Source organism: Microbulbifer sp. MI-G, from assembly GCF_030440425.1.
GTDB classification, from domain to species: domain Bacteria; phylum Pseudomonadota; class Gammaproteobacteria; order Pseudomonadales; family Cellvibrionaceae; genus Microbulbifer; species Microbulbifer spongiae.
This window is the reverse complement of the sequence record NZ_CP098023.1, coordinates 1,855,802-1,874,198: the sequence shown is the minus strand read 5'-3', so window position 1 is coordinate 1,874,198 and position 18,397 is coordinate 1,855,802. Positions and strand designations below refer to the sequence as shown.

Genomic DNA, 18,397 nt, shown 5'->3' with positions numbered 1-18,397 from the left:
GAGAGGGATTCCGGGAGTGTATCTACTGCATAACAGATACGGGTTCAGCACTTTATCACAGCTACTCCCGGCGGCTAAGTCCTCTACCATGTCCTGTCCCATCGCTGTGACCCGCATACCAAAACCGCGCAGCGGAGCGGGCCAGGTTCACCTGGGGCTGGCCTATGCCTTCCCGCCAAGTAAATGCCACCGCGCCACTTTGCGCGGTATTGAAGATTTGCGTGCCCATTGTGCGGTAACGCTCGACCACTTCGGCATGGGGATGGCCAAAGTGATGGCGGAAACCTGCGCTAAAAACAACCCTCTTCGGCTTCGACCAAACCAGCAGACTTGTCGATGACGAAGTTCTGGACCCATGGTGTGGTGCCACTAGTAGATCCACTGGCGGGAAGTCGGGGTACCTCTGCTGTAAGTGGCTTTCCACCGCACTGCTGATATCCCCTGTCAGCAACAATCGAACCTCGCGCCACTGTACCAGGGCGACACAACTGTGGTCATTTTCTGTACCGCTCAGCGCCTCTCCCTGAGGCCAGAGCCAATCAATAGTGATATCGCCGATACTGACGCTTCTGCCGGCCACACAGGGTTCCGTTGGCACACTGGAATTACCCGCCAGCTTGAATACCAATCGCCCCGGAGCAAACAGCCTCTCCGGCAGGAAAGTCTTCAGCACCCCCTGTACACCACCGGCGTGATCCCTGTCCCCATGGCTGACAATCAGCGCATCCAGGGTGGTAGCCCGCGCCGCCGCAAGGTGAGGGACGACTATGGCGCTACCGGCGTTCCAACCGGTTGAAGACAGGGGACCCGCGTCATAGACGACATGGGCTTGTGAAGAGTAAAACACCAGGGCCAGCCCCTGACCGACATCCAGGGCGGTGAAGTGAAACCCCTGGCGCTCCGGCATCGACAAAGGCAGCAGTGGCTGGAGCAGAGGCAGCAGAAACAGCCAGCCCAGCTTGCGCCCCGGCCAACCCCGTGGTAGCAACAGCACCAGTACACCCAGCGCGGCAACCGCCAGCAGTACCGGGTCGTGCGGCGCCGCCAGGGTCTGCCAACTGGGCAGCAGGCGATCCACTGTCTCCAGGCACCTTATCAAAAGATCCAGTTGCCAGCCGGCAAACCTGAAACAGAGAAGCCCCAAGGCCGTCTCCATCAACAGAGCGCCCAACATCAGCACAGGCAGGATAAGCACACCCAACCAGGGAATCGCTACCAGGTTAAACAACATACCGCCGGCACTGAAACCGGAGAAAAAGACTGCCGAAGGCAGAATCAATCCCAGAGCTACCAGCCACTGGCTGCGCAGCAGCTGCAGAATATGGGTGAGCCAAAGGGGTTGCATTGCGGGATAGGCCTCCGCTTCCGACACCTGGGCAGTCGATACCGGCACAGGTCCCAGTGCCAAGCGCCCCCTGAAACCCAACAGCAGGGCTGCGACTGCACTGAACGACAACCAGAATCCCACTGCGTAAAAAGCCAGCGGCTGCAGGGCTAGCACCAGGGCAAGTGCCAGGGCAAAGGCAATGCCGGCACCAATACGACGCCGCCAATGCCAACCCAGCAGCAAGACCCAGGTCATCACCAACGCCCTCTGCGCTGAGAGGGGCGCACCGGCTAACAGGGTATAGATCAGGGTGCCCGCCAGAGCCAATACCACAGGCAGGACAGCGGGGGTGGTGCCTGTCAAAATACCGACGCCCCGGGCAATACCATGACCGAAAAGCAATAGAAATCCCGCGACCATTCCCACATGCAGCCCGGAAATCGCTAGCAGATGCGCAGTACCGGTCCGCTTCAGCAGATCTCGATCCGCCTGAACAAGACCGCTGCGATCGCCCAGCAACAGCGCACTGATCAGTGCTGTCCGCCCCACCGGCAGTGCGTGCAGCCTGTCGCGCAGCACACCACGCAGCGACGCGATTCCCGTACCCCGCCCCAACCACAGCGGGGTCGCATCTCCAGGGCGCACATAGCCCGTTGCATATATCCCCCGTTGCAGAAGCCATTGCTCAAAATCAAAACTGTGAGGGTTCACACTGCCCCGCGGGCGCATCAGGCGCACCGGCAACAACCAGCGGCTGTCGCCGCGCAGTCGGGGCAGAGTGTCGGCGTCGACACGATACCAGGTGAGATACAAGAGGCTACCCGCTGCAACCGGGCTTCGCCCTGTGTCCGCAGGGGTCCCCAAAACCACCGCCTGAAAACGCACACTGCCTGCCACCGACCCGCCCCATTGATCGCCGGTACTGGAGCGGATTTCCGGCAGGGATACGATTTGGACTCGAAGCAGATGGTCGGAGCCATGTCTCTCAATGGGCAGGCGTTGTTGCAGCGCTTTCTGGTTGCTCCACAAGCCCCAGCCGGCACCGGCAAGGGAAGCTGCCAGCAGTATCAGTGCGGGTCTGTAGCGAGGCCATATCAGCAGTACCAGGGCCAATGCCACATAGGCGCCCAGCAGCAGCCCTGTTTCAGGCAGTTCAGGAAGGCAACCAAGGCCTATGATGGACAGTGAAAATAACCAGAGCAGCAGGGTGGGACCCCAGAGTTGTTTCTCACCTGATACCCTCCACAAATAAGGCATATCCATTTCCCCGCAGCGCCCGCCCGATTCAATGCCTTCACATCAACAGGCGATATCCCCCATGCGCACTTGCATCAAGCCTGGGACAGCTAGAAACCCAACACAGGTACAAGCGAGGCAAAAGAAACGGGGTATCGTTAGCTTATTACTGCCGCCCGGCGACATTAGCACCTCTGAATGACACTTATCGGTCATATTATTTTAAAAAAAGTGCCATGTTTAACATTTTTGTAATATTTAGGACGCAGAATCCGCACCAGATTGAGGGGGCGCCAATACAAGTGAACGAAAAGACCCCCTCTGCCCAAAACCATAAACTGTGCGAGACGATTATGAACAAGACCGCGCTCTCTCTGGCCATCGTTACCCTGATCCCCACTGTGGTCATTGCTCAGGACGAAGGCGAAATAGTGGGTTTTTACGGCAAAGCCAATGTCACTCTGCAATCCTTCGACGAGGGAGATGGCTCTGCCACCGACGTCCAGAGCAATGCCTCCCGCCTGGGCGTGAAGGGCGAAATCGCTTTGACGGAGAGTATCAAGGGTATCTACCGTATGGAATACGAAGTGGATATGGACGGCGATGCCGAAGATACCTTTTCCCAACGCAATATCTACGCTGGCCTGGAGGGCGGTTTCGGCCAGGTTATCGCCGGCAAGTTTGACACCCCCCTAAAAGTTGCCCAAAAGAAAGTGGATCTGTTCAACGACCTGGAGGGCGACATCAAGAGTCTGATTACCAAGAGCGACAACCGCGAAGCAGACAGCTTTCAGTACACAACTCCGTCTTTCGCTGGCTTTAAAGCTTCTGCCGCTTACTTCAGCCACAAAGACGCAGTCATTGGCTATGAGGTAATCGGCCTGGATGAAGCCGGGGATGAAATACTCAGGGAAATCACACGGGAAAACGGTGTTTCCGTCTCGATTGCTTACGACAACAACGGTGTTTACCTGGCCTACGCCGTTGACCAGGATGTTGAAGAGAATGACCGTGACGTTCAGCGCTTCGTCGCCCAATACAATATTGGCCCCCTGCAGGTTGGTGCCCTTTTCGAAGACCAGGAGAAGGCTGACGGTAGCCGCCAGGAAGGTTGGATGGGCTCTGTTGCCTACAAGATCGAGCCGTGGACCCTGAAAGCCCAATACGGCCAGTCCGACATTGTCAAAGAGGATGGTAAAACCTATAGCCTTGGGGTCGACTACAAGTTCAGCAGCGCGGCCAAGGTTTTTGGTTTCTACACTGACGAAAGTGCAGAGGCTGGCTACGACCGCAACTACGCAGGCATCGGCGCCGAGTACAAATTCTAGGCGCGCTTGCCATGCTGTCGACTCCAAGTGGGAAGGACTATCTGATCACCCTACCCTGTGAGTACTCAAACAGGCGGCCACTGGCCGCCGTTTGAAGACTCGCCTGCCAATCCTTTCACCGCTGACAACACGGGCCACTAAATCACCAACAAATCCATAAAGCGATGTACCGGCAGACTGCAAAGGCGTTGCTGATCCTGGCATAACGCCAGAACCTTCTCCACTTGGCCCGAAGGAAAGCGCGAGGCCAGGTTCTGGCGGAACTTATGCTCCAGCAAGGGAATTCCCTCCTGCCGGCGACGGCGGTGTCCAATGGGATATGCCACCTCGACCTTTTTTGTTGAGCTGCCATCCCGAAAAAAAACCTGCACTGCATTGGCAATAGAGCGTTTGTCCGGGTCCAGGTAATCCCTTGAGTAGCCTCCGTCTTCAATCACCGACATTTTGTCGCGCAGCACATCAATTTCCGGATGCGCCCTATGGAAATCATCTTCGTAGTATTCAGCCTGCAGATTGCCCAATAACAGCGACACCGCAACCACATACTGGAGACAGTGGTCCCTATCCGCCGTATTCGTCAATGGGCCACGTTTGGAGATAATACGAATCGCTGACTCCTGCGTTGTCACCACAATCCTGTCAACCTCCGAAAGCCTTTCAGCCACCTGTGGGTGCAGGACAATGGCTGCTTCACAGGCAGTCTGGCTGTGAAACTCGGCCGGAAAGGAAACCTTAAACAGAATGTTCTCTATCACATAAGACCCATAGCCGCGGGAAAATAGAAACTGCCTGTCTCCCTCCACCTTCACTTTCTGATCCGCATTGGTTTTGCTAAAACAGACATCGTAAAAACCCCACTGTTTTGCACTGAGTGCGGTGGGAACGCCCATTTCCCCACGCAGTGCCATCTGCGCAAGCCAAAGCCCCCTGGATGCAGCGTCTCCCGCTGCCCAGGACTTGCGTGAACCGGTATTGGGGGCGTGCCGGTAGGTACGCAGGGCGCTGCCATCTACCCAGGCCAGGGATACTGCCGACATTATTTCCGCCCGGCTGCCACCTTTCATCCAGGCCGTGACCGCCGCTGAAGCTACCCGCACCAAGACTACATGGTCAAGGCCAACACGGTTAAAGCTGTTTGCCATCGCCAGCACACCCTGAATCTCGTAGGCTTTGACCATGGCCTCAAGCACTGTTTGCATCGACATCTGGGGGCCGCCCTGCACCAACTGCTCCCGCGACAGAAAGTCGCCCACCGCGAGTATGGCGCCCAGGTTATCGGAGGGATGACACCATTCCGCGGCCAACCAGGTATCGTTGAAATCCAGCCAGCGTATTGTACAGCCGATATCCCAGGCCGCTTTCACTGGATCCAGTTGCAACCGGGTGCCCGGCACTCGCGCGCCACCAGGTACCCAGGTTCCTTCCACCACAGGACCCAGCAACTTTGTACATTCAGGAAAACGCAACGCCAGCAGTGCGCAGCCAAGGGCATCCATCAGGCAATAGCGCGCTGCATCCCAGGCTGCATCGGAATCTATCGGGTAATTCAGCACATAGTCAGCGATATCCTGGATCACAGGATCATAATCGGGCCGGGTATTCTGCTCGACAGCGGGGTGCATAGTGGGACTTCCCTGTTGAAGAAGCGCATAGAGTGTAACTGCTGTTGATCTCCAAGCTCTTCGAGAGCGCCAACCGCCAGGACTCAAACCATGGTATCCAAAAGACACGGGTCAACCGGATACCTGTTTGATTCATATTACGCCGGGCCTTGCCGCCACTGCCACAAAATAGTGTGAAGTGGAAAAAAATCTGACACCAAAGTCTCTGCGCGCGTTTATTCACGATCACAATAAACCGTGAGGTGCGCATAACCCTCCGGCAATCACCCCTGAAATACAAACAGTACTGTTCGTTGCGTCAGCATTTCAAAGTCCTGAAAAAACGCCGCTAATGACATTTCCGCTAACGTCATTGAAATTGCCGGGCAAACCGGCCACTAGGGCATTGAACAAAATATAGAAAAGCGGGCCAAAAGACCCGCTTTTATAGAGGCGCTGGCAGAGCTGGCAGCTAACAACCACCAAACCCCACACGACAACAGTTCTTTCAACGAGCAATCCGAGAATCACTCACAGGGAACAACATCTTCCGCCAGCAGTCCTTTGTCACCTTGTTGCATTTCGAACTCAACCGCCTGCCCCTCATTAAGGGTCTTATAACCCTCACCGCGGATGCTGCGGTAGTGAACAAAAATATCTTCAGTTCCTTCTCCACAGGTGATGAAGCCATAACCCCTTGCGTTATTAAACCACTTCACAGTACCTGTAACGCGATCACTCATTGAGACAACCTCATTATTGTTATTGCGCCTACCTCTATTACCCCATGCGTAAAGAGGGACAAACGCCACCCTATTGTTAACAGACTGCACAGTGCAGAATGCTATCTTGAATCATCCTTTGGACAGAAATCCAGCGAACGTAAACTGATTTTTAGATAAAATAGCGCCAGTGTCTAGTTTTCTATGTGAAATAAATACTAGCTTTGTACCTATCCGCGTAATTAACCGTCAAAAGCCTAGTAAAGGGCAGTATTAATATGACTCCCATGTATCTTATTGTACCTGCGGCGAGCTGTCACACACCGCTTCCTGCGTTAATGAAGGAATATCGGCAATATGCACGGTAGAGGTAGGAAATGCACAGGAAGCGCCGTGGCTCTCGACAATCTTCAAGATTGATAACAAAATCTCCTGCTTAATCTCGTGAAAACGGATCCAGTCCGTCGTTCGCGTAAACGTATATACAAAGAAATCCAACGATGAGGCGGCAAAGCTGTTGAAGTTAACGATAAGTGTTCGATTGACATCTATTTCAGGGTGTCGCTGTAGCATTGCCTTTACATCTGAAACAATCGGCGCCATCAAGTGCGCGTCTTCATAACGGATTCCAATAGTTTCGAAAATCCTTCGGTTTAGCATACGAGAAGGGTTTTCTACTGCGATCTGAGTGAAAATGCTATTGGGCACATAGACCGGGCGCAGATCGAATGTGCGTATCCGGGTAAGGCGCCAACCAATATCCTCAACTGTGCCCTCAATCTCCTTATCTGGCGATCGAATCCAGTCCCCCACCGCAAAGGGGCGGTCCAGATAGATCATCAGGCCACCAAAAAAATTCGCCAGCAGGTCCTTGGCCGCGAAACCGACTGCCAGTCCACCGATCCCACCAAACGCCAGCAGGCCACTCACGCTGTAGCCCAGAAACTGCATAATCACAATGCCAGCGGTAACGGCTATAGAGGCCCTGACAAGCTTGCCGATCGCGCGTACCGTGGTTGCATCCATCGGCTTGCCGATATAGCGGGGATTGCTCAGGTTGCACTCGATACTGTGGGAGAAGCGCCAGGCAAACCAGGCCAGAACCAGGATCAGCCCTATCTCACGCACCGGTTCTGCCACAGAGAAGATTTCCGCACCGGTTGCCCGTCCGGCATACTGCGCCGCAAGCGTCAGTCCCAGTAGCCACGCCAAAACCTGCCCCGGGGGCGACAGTGCCCGCACCAGGGCATCATCCCAGGGATTTTCTGTCTTTTCAGCCCGAGCTGCGAACCGCAGGACGAAACGGCCATACATCCAGGCAACTACTGCCGCAATCAGCACGAACAGGAAGACGATCACGATCCAGGCGCGATTCTCACCAAACCAGGTCAGAAGTAAGTGCTCTACAGATTCCACCAATACCCCCTAAATGCTAACAACGTTACAGCCCCCTACCTCCTCAACGCTTCCACCTTAGGGTGGGGCTACCCTGGCACCACAGCCAGAGGTAATCTCAATACCTTATTGGCACCAAGCCAACAATCTCAGACGCAACCGCGATGGCGCTGTAACGCAGAGTCAGCCCATTTGTCTTGACGATCTCATCGGACAGGTAGGGCAGAGGGTTCACGGCCGCTGAATACCCGGAAATTCTCTAGGCTAAAACGCGTGCCATGGATACTCTGAAGAACCAACAATCCACAGCGATCCACCCGGCGGCAGTCAATGGTGCCAGGTTGAAAGCCAGTCGCGCGTTCTGTGCCAACGGGCATTCGTTTCCAGTTCAGCCCAGGCAGTGATAGAGGGCCTGCCGCGCATGGCGCTCAGGCGCACACGGGATTCTGGTTGTGGCACAAACCCCTGCAGGGCGGCGAGGGCTTCCCGGGCCCCCTCACGATTGTTGCACACTACCCCCATATCGCAGCCGGCCTCCAGGGCAGCCCGAATTCTCTCCCCATAGCCGCCAATGATAGCGGCACCTTTCATGGAAAGGTCATCGCTAATGATAACCCCGTCAAAGCCAAGGCGTCCCCGCAGGATATCCTGTAGCCAGTAGCGGGAAAAGCCCACAGGCCGGTCATCGACATTCACGAAGTGAATATGAGCCGGCATCACTGCGTCCAGCTCCGAGGTACCGATACAATCAATAAATGGCAAGGCATCGGACTCCATCACCTGATCCAGGGTGCGCCCATCCTCGGGCAATTCCATATGGCTGTCTTCAAGCACGTGGCCGTGGCCGGGAAAATGCTTGCCGGTAGCCGCCATGCCCGCCTCCCGCATACCCTGAATAAATGGGCGTACAAATGCCGTCAGGCGTTTCGGATCTGCGCAAAAACTGCGGTCACCAATAACCCGACTGTAGGCATCATCTGCATCCAAAACCGGCGCAAAACTGAAATCCACTCCCACTGCCAGCAATTCCGCTGCCAACAGCCAACCCACATCCCGCAATTGCTTTTGTGAGGCTCTTGCGGACAGGGACTGCAGGGATGGCAGACGGGTAAATTCATCGCGAAAACGCTGGACCCTGCCCCCTTCCTGATCGACAGCCAACAACAACTCCGGGCGCAACGCACGGATCGCCGCGATCAACTCCTGCAATTGGGCCCGGTTGTGGTAGTTACGCGCGAAAAAAATCACCCCTCCCACGAGTGGATGCTGCAGCAATTCACAATCCTCACTGGAAAGTTCAAGTCCCTCGATATCGACCATAATCGGTCCCAGCGGTGCGGACATAATAAGCTCCTTGAATAGTTCCGCCGCCTGAACACCCCTTTCAGAGGCTATGTTTCAACAACCTGTAGCATGGCAGCGGCAGCAGGCACCAGTCGTTCCAGGGTCTCTGGCAAACTGCTCTGCGCACCAAAATCCTCTCTCAGGATAGCCTCTATGGCATCGAAACTCGACAGTGTAAAGATGGTTGCACCCAGCATGAAGTACAGGCGCCAGTAGAAGGTGACGGGGTCTATCCCGGGGAGGGCCTCTGCCAGCAGACCGGCAAAACGGCGGTAGCTATCGCCATACCGGGACACGATAAAACGGCGCAAATGCCCCTGGAACTGCGTATAGGCCAACCCTAAAAGGCGCATGAAACGCTGGGGATCGCGACCATGTTCACCGAGGCTGCCGAGCCCCACCCGGTAGAGACTCCCCAGCAGGTCTTCCACACGCAGGTGTCGACCAGATGCAGCACACCCGTCCAGTTCTGACTCCAGCGCGCAGGTGAACGGGGTTAAAAAACGTTCAAACACCGCCTGAATCAATGCCTTCTTTGAACCAAAGTGATAATTGACGGCGGCCAGGTTGACCCCGGCCGTGCTGGTAATTGTCCTTAAGGATGTCTCGGTAAAGCCGCGCTCCGCAAACAGGATCTCTGCGGCGTCCAGTATGCGGCTAACGGTGTCCGTATGGCTCATAAGCAGTCAACCAGGATTTAAAACAGGTGTTTGATTCTGGCCAGACTAGCACACTCCACCGCCGGTCTGTCGACACCCTATTCTACTCCCACATCCCGATCAATCATTGAGGCTGTGATCAGGGGGCTAGCGGTTGGGAGCACATTGTCGATACAGACCGCTCCTTTGGAGAGGTATGATTCGCTCAGTTATGGCTAACCCGGCCGTGGCATACATTGCCGGGTCATTGCAACACAAGCGGCGCAGCCAGCAGCTCCGGGCCGGTGCGAGTCACAAAAGCAGCCCGTTCAATTGCGTTGTTTTTTAAATGCGACGCTTTGTTTGCCGATTAAAATACGAGAAGGAGGCAGGCGCAACACACGGGAAAAATTCCGCTTACTCCTGGGGCCGCATAAATTGCAGTATCAGGTCTGCCGCCTCCTCTACCGTTTCCACGATATGGAATAAATCCAGATCGCCTGCATCAATGCAATCTCGCTCCAAGACCGTATCCACCAGCCAGTTGTAGAGACCACGCCAGTAGTTTCTATCCACTAATACAATGGGAAACCGCCGCACTTTTTGTGTCTGAACCAAAGTTAATGCCTCAAACAATTCATCCAAAGTACCGTAACCCCCCGGCAGACCCACAAAGCCCACAGCGTGTTTGACAAACATAAATTTACGCACAAAGAAATAACGGAAATTTAAACTGATATCCTGATACGGGTTGGCTGTCTGTTCAAAAGGAAGCTCAATGTTCAACCCAATTGAAGTACCCGGCAGGGCAAAAGCTCCGCGATTACACGCCTCCATCAAACCCGGTCCTCCACCGGTGATTACCGAAATACCCTCTGCGGCCAATAGCTCACCGAGCTTCACACCCTGCCGGTACTCGGGGCTACTCTCGGTAAAACGCGCGCCCCCAAAAACCGTAACCGCGCCACTGAGTGCAATCAAACGCTCAATGCCATCTACCAACTCCGACTGTATACGCAGCACCCGCCATGCCTCGGCCATTTTTGCATCCAGCATCGTTCCCTCTCTGTCAGGCCTTTCAACAATCGTGTTTCATTCCCAGTTTTCATAACCAATGTAGCAGCATATACAGCGGGGGTGCATTGGGATTGCATAGACATCAATTCTGTATATAATCCCAGCAACTGTATAAAAATACAGAATACCAGGTAACCCCATGACCAATCTCACTGCCCGACAAACCCAAGTACTAGAGCTGATCAAAACCTATTTGGAAGAAACTGGTTATCCGCCAACCCGGGCGGAAATTGCCCAGGAGCTGGGCTTCCGGTCACCCAATGCCGCAGAAGAGCACCTGAAAGCCCTGGCGCGCAAAGGAGCCATTGAGATGGTCGCCGGCGCTTCCCGCGGCATTCGGATTCCCGACCACCAATCCGGCCTTCCCATCATTGGTCGTGTTGCCGCAGGCCACCCCATTCTCGCGGCAGAACACATCGAGGACTATTGCCATCTCCCTGCCAACTTCTTTCGCCCGCCGGCAGACTACCTGCTCCGGGTACACGGGATGAGTATGCGCGATGCGGGCATACTCGACGGGGATCTGCTCGCGGTACAGAAAACCGAGCAGGTCAGGAATGGGCAGATTGTTGTGGCACGTATTGACGAGGAGGTCACCGTGAAACGCTTCCGCCGCAAAGGCAACCAGGCGGCGGTGCAGTTGCTGCCTGAAAATGAGGACTTCGACATCATTCAGGTGGATATGCGGGACAACCACTTTGTGATTGAGGGGCTGGCGGTGGGCGTCATTCGCCAAACCCCTTGATTTGATCACGCCTTAATACGAAAAACAGCGGCCATTGGCCGCTGTTGAAACCTCTTCGGGGTAACCCCTCGATCAATGGATCGTATGGTTAACCGGCAGTGATTCCTCGTCTTCCTCAAAGTAACCCGGCTCCAGGTCATCCAGATTGTGTACAGCCTCAATGCCCGCTTCCAGCATAGCCCGGGCAATAGCCACCTTGTGTTTTCTCATAAACTGGAGACTCTCGGCTGAGAAATGGATACTCACCAGAGGGTCCTCCTTGTGGCCGCTGCGACGCAAAGCCACATCGCCATTGGCCAGTTCGATAATCTCAAAAGTTTCGGAGGACATTTGCTTTTCCTTCACCACAAATCAATTTGCGCCCAGTGTAACACAGGCTATTTATAAGTTTCAGTGGGCGCAGTCAAGCGAAGCAAATGGTACACAGGTACCCTTAACACTCCTCCAAACTGGCGCGCTGCCTGCGCACCAACTCGCTCAGAGCACCATGCCACTTCAGCAGTATTTCAGCAGAAAGCGCACCGGATGTGGGGGAGGCCATACTGCACAGTGGGATCAGGTTTGCCCCTTTCCGCGCGGATTCCATTGTGGGTGTGGGAGCATACTGCTGCAGCTTTCTCCAGCATTGAAGCAGCTTGCTCAACCAGCTATCTGGATCAGCGTAGAGCAAGGACAATTCCCTGGCCTCACTACTGACCACTCCCCGGCTCTTGAGACTATCCAGGACTACTTGCAATGACTCGGGCTCGAAACCCAATTGCAATTCATTTGCCAGCTCAGCGAGGTAAGCCTTGTAGGCTTTCCACAACTGAAACAGGGCCGCCTCTTGCAGGGCCCTGTTTTGCAAGGCAGATTCGCCAGACAACTGTAACAACAGCTGGCATTTGCGCAGCGCAGAGACAACCAGACCCGTATAGAGATTCGTCATTGATTACCTTGAGCGGCTTTCTTGCGCGGGGGTTTACGTCTGGCAGCGGTGCTTTTACCACCGGGCTCAACCTGCCAAGTGCCTTCGCGATAGAAAGCACGCCATCCTGTCGCTTTGCCCCCCTCTTCAGACTGCACATATTGCTGCTGCATCTTACGACTGAAACGCACCACCGTGTCCCGCCCCTCGTTGTCTTTGAGCGGGGCAGAAAAAAGGAAGCTGTACTTGGGGTCGATTTCGCTCTGGTGAGGCAGTAACTCTTTGACCAGGGGGGCGCGTGTTTCGCGTTTTTTAGGGAACTGACTCGCGGCCAGGAAAAGCCCGGTGGCACCATCGCGCAGAATATAGTGGTCATCCACTTTCAAGCACACCAGCTCCGGCATGGGCACCGGGTCCATTTTCGGCGGCGCCGGTTGGCCATTTTTCAATAACTTACGGGTGTTTTTACAAGCTTCATTGGTACAACCAAAGTACTTACCAAAACGGCCAGACTTCAGTTGCATGTCACTGCCGCACTTGTCACACTCGATCACCGGGCCATCGTACCCTTTGATCTTAAAGGTGCCCTGCTCAATTGCATAACCGCTGCAATCTGGATTGTTACCACAGATGTGGAGCTTGCGGTGCTCATCCAGCAGGTAGCTGTCCATGGCCGTGCCACATTTGGCGCAACGGCGCTTCTCGCGCAAAAGGCGGGATTCCGCTTCCTCATCTGTGTCCGCATCCACCGCCTCATCGCCGGATACCAGGTTCATGGTATTGACGCAGCGCTCCTTCGGGGGCAGAGCATAACCGGAACAGCCCAGGAATACCCCGGTGGAACCCGTGCGAATTTGCATATGGCGTCCGCACCTGCTACAGGTAATATCCGTGTCAGTCGGAGTATTGCGACGCATGCCCTTATCGGTAGACTGCGCCTTTTCCAGGCGAGCGGAGAAGTCCCGATAGAACTCATCGAGTAACTGTTTCCAACCTTTCTCCCCCTCGGCCACCGCATCCAGGGACTCTTCCAGGTTCGCGGTAAAACCATAGTCCATTAAATTTTTGAAGCTTTCACTGAGGCGATCGGTAACAATGTCGCCCATCTTTTCCGCGTAGAAACGCCGGTTTTCCAAACGCACATAGCCGCGGTCCTGAATGGTGGAAATGATTGACGCATAGGTGGAGGGCCGGCCAATGCCGCGTTTTTCCAATTCTCTCACCAGGGCCGCCTCACTAAAACGCGCTGGGGGTTTGGTGAAATGTTGTTTCGGGTCCAATTTCTGCAGGGCGAGCCTGTCGCCGACTTTTACGTCCGGCAGTTCCAGATCCTCCTCCTTTTTGCCCCCGGAAGGCGCCACTTTGAGGAACCCGTCAAAGCGGATAACCCGGCCGCGAGCGCGCAGTTCAAATTCGCCGGCGCTGACCACGATTGAGGTAGAGGTAAATTGTGCTGGCGTCATCTGGCAGGCGACAAACTGTTGCCAGATTAGGTTGTAGAGCCTTTCCGCATCGCGTTCTGCCCCCGATAGCATATTCGGGCCCACACGCACATCGGAGGGTCGAATGGCCTCGTGGGCCTCCTGGGCCCCTGCCTTGCTGCTGTAGGTGTTAGGCACCTTCGGCAGATACGGATCGCCGTAGTGCTCGCCGATATATTCCCGGGCAGATTCCACAGCCTCGCCACTGAGATTAGTGGAATCGGTACGCATGTAGGTAATATGCCCCGCTTCATACAAACGCTGAGCCAGGGTCATGGTCTTCTTCACACCGAAACCGAGGCGGTTGCTCGCCGCTTGCTGCAATGTCGAGGTGATAAACGGGGCACCGGGCTTGGAGCTGGTCGGTTTGTCGTCCCGCCCGCTAACAACAAACGCACTGGACTCCAGTTGCCGCACGGCGCTATTCGCCTGGGCCTCATTGACGGGCCGGAATACCTGACCTGCCTGCTTTTTGACTTCAAGGCGCAGCTTGTCGGCATTATCGGTTTTTGTGTCTGCAAACAGGGACCAGTACTCTTCCGGAATAAAGGCACGGATCTCCCGCTCCCGCTCCACGACAAGGCGTACGGCCACAGACTGCACGCGCCCTGCAGACAACCCCCTGGCCACTTTTTCCCAAAGTAGCGGCGATACCATATACCCGACAATACGGTCGAGAAAACGCCGTGCCTGCTGGGCATTCACCCGGTTGATATTCAATCGCCCGGGATCTTTGAAGGCGCCCTGAATTGCCGACTTGGTGATTTCGTTAAAGACTACCCTGCGATAGCGGTCGTCACTACCGCCGATGGCCTCGCGCAAATGCCAGGCGATTGCCTCTCCCTCGCGATCCAGGTCCGTCGCCAGGTAGATATGGTCAGCGTTTTCGGCGAGCTTGCGCAATTCACTGACAACTTTTTCCTTGCCTGGCAGGATTTCGTAATGTGCCAACCAGCCGTGATCCGGGTCTATGCCCATGCGTTTAATCAGTTGCTCGTGACTCTTTTTGCGCTTGTATGCCGCTTTCGCCTCCGGGGAGAGCCTGCGGGTTTCCGCCGCGCGTCGCGCCCGCGCCTTAGCATCAACAGGCCCTTTGCGGCCCCCACCTGTGGGCAAATCGCGAATATGGCCAACGCTGGACTTAACCACAAAGTCCTTGCCGAGGTATTTGTTGATGGTTTTCGCTTTGGCCGGTGATTCAACAATGACCAGTGATTTACCCATAACTCTCTGATTTGAAATAAAAATTTACTGCTGTTTAAGGCCCGGCAAGCTGCCAGTCCAAGCTTGCGCTGCGCGAATATATAAGCTCCAGCCAGTGCGCGGTCAAGCAAAGCTGACAATTTTCTGTGCCAGACAGCAAATATCCCCACCCTTTAAAGGACTGGGAAGGAGGCGTAGCACCTGGCTCCTCTTGCGGGTATCGGGCCTCGAAAGACTAGTTCTCCACGGGCCTTACCGGGCTCGGTTTGCGAATGGCCCCCTCTATCAGCGGACCGAATTCAGCCAGTGCCGATAACAGTTGTGCAAAGGTCTGCCCTCCACCCGACTCCTCCCACTGGATGCCTAATCCCACATCAGTGGCTACGACTGCATAGGTGTTCACTGGCACTTTTTCCAGTAATTGATGCAGATAATGCCAGGCGGATTTGGGAGCAGCGGGACCGCTACCCCAATCCCAGCGTCCGGCAAAATTCAACTCGTGCGCCACCCGCTGGCGCTGGAGCGTCCAGCCAACCCGCAGCCCTTTGCGGTCCTGCCACCGATGGGAATAAACGGCGGCAGTCCCCCTGCCAGCGGTGGCCGGAAGGGCCTGAATCTGCACAGTAATGCCCGCCCGCGCAGCCCGACTGCGCAAGTCCGCCAGTTGGCGGTCTCGACGGTTGGGTTTCAGCCACATCACCGGCCCCAATACCAACCCAATGACGAGGCCAATAATGATCACTGGTAACCATTCGGACATCACCAATCACCCCAATGAAAGACAAAAACCGCCATTCTGCGCTGTTTCGTATGATCTGTGTCAAACAGTTTTTTTACGGTAGACTGAAAATGACTGTCGAAAGGGTGTATTCATTGAGTCAATAATAGAGACGGGAGAAAGCACATTATGGCGGAATATCAACGGATTTTGGTCGGCCTTGATCTCTCCGAGGAGTCCTCGCAGGTGCTGGAAAAAGCCGCTGCGCTTGCGGGGGCATTTGGCGCAGAGGTGAGTTTGGTACATGCCATAGAGCCTTTGACTTTTGCCTATGGCGGAGATATCCCTATGGACCTTTCCGAAGTCCAGGAGCAATTGCAAACCCAGGCCAAGGAACAGCTCCGCAAGGCTGCCCATGCGCTGAATATTCCCACCGAACGACAACACGTCATTCTCGGCCAGCCCTCTACCGAGATACATCGCCTGGCCGCGGACCTGGGGGCAGACCTGATCGTTATCGGCAGCCACGGCCGCCACGGTCTGGCCCTGTTGCTGGGCTCGACCGCCAATGGGGTGTTACACGGGGCCAAATGCGATGTGCTGGCAATCCGCGTGCACCTGGAAGATAAATAGCTGGTGGGAAGCGGTGAAGGTTTGGTAAACCACTACTCTTCAAGCACCAGAAACACCCTCATCCAGTGCCGCTTTCAAGTTCAGACCAACGCGCAAAAGCGGCTTCCAGTTGTGCCTGCTTTTCAGTCAGCAAGCGCAACCGCTCCTGTACCAAGGACGGCTGTTGACGGAAAAAAGCCGGGTCGGCGACCTCCGTTTGCAAAGTGTCAATTGCCTCTTCGAGGCTCTCAATCAACTCGGGCAGGCTGTCCAGCTCTCTCTGTAACTTGTAGCTGAGCTTTTTTTTGAGTGCCTGGGGCTTTGCTTGTTGCGCGGGCTTGGATGAGGGTGCAAGCTGGGGCAGCTTTTGCGCTTTGGTCCCTGTTACAAAGCGGCCCCCTGGCGAAGAAAGTCGTCGTACCCCCACATACTCGCGAATGTCACCATCCCCTTCGAAGGCCAGGCAGGCGCCCACTACATTGTCTAAAAAGGCGCGGTCATGACTCACCAACAGCACGGTGCCGCCGAAGTCCAGAAGCAGCTTCTCCAGTAGCTCCAGGGTTTCCGCATCCAGGTCGTTGGTGGGCTCATCGAGTACCAGGATATTCGCGGGCTGACTGAACAGCTTGGCCAGCAGAACACGATTGCGTTCGCCACCGCTCAGGGCGTCAACCCGAGTATATGCCTTGGCGCCACCGAACAAAAAATCGGACAAATAGGACATCACGTGGCGGCTCTTACCACCAATAAGTACCGAATCGCGTCCCCCGGCCACATTATCCAAAACCGATAGTGCGGGATTCAACTGGTCGCGGTGTTGGTCAAAATAGGCTATCTGCTGCTTGGTACCCAGGCGCACACGGCCGCGCTGGGGCTGCAATTCTCCCAGCAGCAGGCGGATCAGGGTGCTCTTGCCGGCACCATTGGGACCAATCAGGCCGATCTTGTCACCGCGCATCAAGGTGAAGGAAAGATCGCGAACCAGCGGTTTTTCACCGGGATAGGCAAAGGTGGCACCGGTCAGTTCCGCCACCAGCCTGCCGGATCTTTCCCCGTTATCGATTGATACTCGCGCGATGGACTGCTGGTGCCTGCGCGCCTCCCGCTGACGTCTGAGCGCCTGCAGAGCGCGGACTCGTCCCTCGTTGCGGGTACGGCGGGCCTTGATACCCTGGCGAATCCAAGCCTCTTCCCGGGCCAGCTTCCTGTCGAATAGCGCCTCGGTTCTGGCCTCCTCCACCAACAGTTTTTCCTTCTCCTCCTGATAGCACTCAAACTGGCAGCGAAAGACGCGTAAACGGCCCCGGTCCAGGTCCCATACGGTGCGGGTCAGACGCCGGGCCAGCGCACGGTCGTGACTCACAAATAAAAGTGCGCCACGATAATCGGCAAGGAAGCCCTCAAGCCATTCCACTGCAGCGATGTCCAGGTGATTGGTGGGCTCGTCGAGGATCAACAGATCTGGCTCCATCACCAGTGCGCGGGCAAGTGCCGCGCGGCGCTGCCACCCACCGGAAAGCGCCTCAACCCGCGCTTCGCCATCGAGGCCGAGACGGTCCAACACCCCACTGAGACGTGGCAGCAGGCCCCAGCCCTGTGCAGCTTCCAGTTGCGCCTGCAGCTCGGCAGTGGGATTATCCCGGTAGCCCGCCAATACGGCGCCAATCTCACCCAGTCCACCAGCGACGTAGGCATATACGGAATCTGTACAATCCGACGGCAAGGCCTGTTCAAGCATCGCTATCACCATGCCGCTTGCACGAACAATTTCACCCCCGTCGGGGTCGAGTTGTCCGGTAATCAGGCGCAGCAGACTGGACTTACCCTCCCCGTTGCGCCCCGCAAGGCATATGCGGTCACCGCGCTCGATTTTTGTGCTGACTTTCTCAGCGAGTACTTGGGTTCCGTAGCGAAAACTGACCCCATCCAATAGAAGCAACATAAACACGCACTACACTTAACAAACCCGGAGAGCATTCACGCCAAATGAAAAAGCGAACTCGATACTACGGGCCCAGTGAAAAATCCGCTATTTTAGCATCTTTACCATGCTGTCCTGCACA

The 18,397-nt window shown here is 55.5% G+C and carries 15 protein-coding genes; 3 read left to right on the top strand and 12 right to left on the bottom strand.

Annotation, left to right across the window (positions count from 1 at the left end; genetic code table 11):
- Positions 1-61 precede the first annotated feature (61 nt).
- Positions 62-2,584, bottom strand: a complete 2,523-nt coding sequence (locus M8T91_RS07965; RefSeq protein WP_301418524.1) for a DNA internalization-related competence protein ComEC/Rec2 — start codon at positions 2,582-2,584, stop codon at positions 62-64.
- Between the two features lie 332 nt (positions 2,585-2,916).
- Here M8T91_RS07965 and M8T91_RS07960 point away from each other — a divergent pair, with 332 nt between their 5' ends.
- On the top strand, positions 2,917-3,891 hold the full coding sequence (locus tag M8T91_RS07960; protein WP_301418522.1) for a porin: 975 nt from the start codon (positions 2,917-2,919) through the stop codon (positions 3,889-3,891).
- 137 nt (positions 3,892-4,028) lie between these two features.
- Here the strand turns inward: M8T91_RS07960 and M8T91_RS07955 are convergent, their stop codons facing one another.
- The 6 genes from M8T91_RS07955 to M8T91_RS07930 all read right to left on the bottom strand — a co-directional run bounded on the left by M8T91_RS07955 (position 4,029) and on the right by M8T91_RS07930 (position 10,647).
- Positions 4,029-5,513, bottom strand: coding sequence for a bifunctional 2-methylcitrate dehydratase/aconitate hydratase (locus M8T91_RS07955; RefSeq protein ID WP_301418520.1), 1,485 nt, complete (start codon positions 5,511-5,513; stop codon positions 4,029-4,031).
- A 506-nt stretch (positions 5,514-6,019) separates the two neighbouring features.
- Complete coding sequence (locus M8T91_RS07950) at positions 6,020-6,235, bottom strand: cold-shock protein (RefSeq protein ID WP_020413094.1); 216 nt, start codon at positions 6,233-6,235, stop codon at positions 6,020-6,022.
- Positions 6,236-6,508: 273 nt separating this feature from the next.
- Positions 6,509-7,630, bottom strand: a complete 1,122-nt coding sequence (locus M8T91_RS07945; RefSeq protein ID WP_301418513.1) for a mechanosensitive ion channel family protein — start codon at positions 7,628-7,630, stop codon at positions 6,509-6,511.
- A 306-nt stretch (positions 7,631-7,936) separates the two neighbouring features.
- The gene (nagZ, locus tag M8T91_RS07940) at positions 7,937-8,953 is read right to left on the bottom strand and encodes a beta-N-acetylhexosaminidase (RefSeq protein ID WP_301418511.1); all 1,017 of its coding nucleotides are present in this window, start codon (positions 8,951-8,953) and stop codon (positions 7,937-7,939) included.
- Positions 8,954-9,000: 47 nt separating this feature from the next.
- A complete protein-coding gene (locus M8T91_RS07935) occupies positions 9,001-9,633 on the bottom strand; it encodes a TetR/AcrR family transcriptional regulator (protein ID WP_301418509.1) in 633 nt (210 codons plus the stop codon).
- A 375-nt stretch (positions 9,634-10,008) separates the two neighbouring features.
- On the bottom strand, positions 10,009-10,647 hold the full coding sequence (locus M8T91_RS07930; protein WP_301418507.1) for an LOG family protein: 639 nt from the start codon (positions 10,645-10,647) through the stop codon (positions 10,009-10,011).
- Between the two features lie 160 nt (positions 10,648-10,807).
- Here M8T91_RS07930 and lexA point away from each other — a divergent pair, with 160 nt between their 5' ends.
- On the top strand, positions 10,808-11,413 hold the full coding sequence (gene lexA / locus M8T91_RS07925) for a transcriptional repressor LexA (protein WP_301418505.1): 606 nt from the start codon (positions 10,808-10,810) through the stop codon (positions 11,411-11,413).
- A 72-nt stretch (positions 11,414-11,485) separates the two neighbouring features.
- Here the strand turns inward: lexA and M8T91_RS07920 are convergent, their stop codons facing one another.
- From M8T91_RS07920 to M8T91_RS07905, 4 genes are all read right to left on the bottom strand, one after another.
- Positions 11,486-11,743 carry a hypothetical protein gene (locus M8T91_RS07920; RefSeq protein ID WP_301418503.1) on the bottom strand — a complete coding sequence of 86 codons (258 nt, stop codon included), beginning with the start codon at positions 11,741-11,743 and terminating at the stop codon, positions 11,486-11,488.
- 103 nt (positions 11,744-11,846) lie between these two features.
- The gene (locus M8T91_RS07915) at positions 11,847-12,341 is read right to left on the bottom strand and encodes a DUF6586 family protein (RefSeq protein WP_301418501.1); all 495 of its coding nucleotides are present in this window, start codon (positions 12,339-12,341) and stop codon (positions 11,847-11,849) included.
- Entirely contained in the window at positions 12,338-15,025 is a 2,688-nt protein-coding gene (topA, locus tag M8T91_RS07910) for a type I DNA topoisomerase (RefSeq protein ID WP_301418499.1), read from the bottom strand. The genes M8T91_RS07915 and topA overlap by 4 nt, the downstream gene beginning before the upstream one ends.
- Positions 15,026-15,239: 214 nt before the next feature.
- Positions 15,240-15,764 (bottom strand): hypothetical protein, encoded by a 525-nt coding sequence (locus M8T91_RS07905; protein WP_301418497.1) that lies wholly within the window; start codon positions 15,762-15,764, stop codon positions 15,240-15,242.
- A 147-nt stretch (positions 15,765-15,911) separates the two neighbouring features.
- Here M8T91_RS07905 and M8T91_RS07900 point away from each other — a divergent pair, with 147 nt between their 5' ends.
- Entirely contained in the window at positions 15,912-16,355 is a 444-nt protein-coding gene (locus tag M8T91_RS07900) for a universal stress protein (protein ID WP_301418495.1), read from the top strand.
- 58 nt (positions 16,356-16,413) lie between these two features.
- Here the strand turns inward: M8T91_RS07900 and M8T91_RS07895 are convergent, their stop codons facing one another.
- The gene (locus tag M8T91_RS07895) at positions 16,414-18,276 is read right to left on the bottom strand and encodes an ATP-binding cassette domain-containing protein (RefSeq protein WP_301418493.1); all 1,863 of its coding nucleotides are present in this window, start codon (positions 18,274-18,276) and stop codon (positions 16,414-16,416) included.
- Positions 18,277-18,397 lie beyond the last annotated feature (121 nt).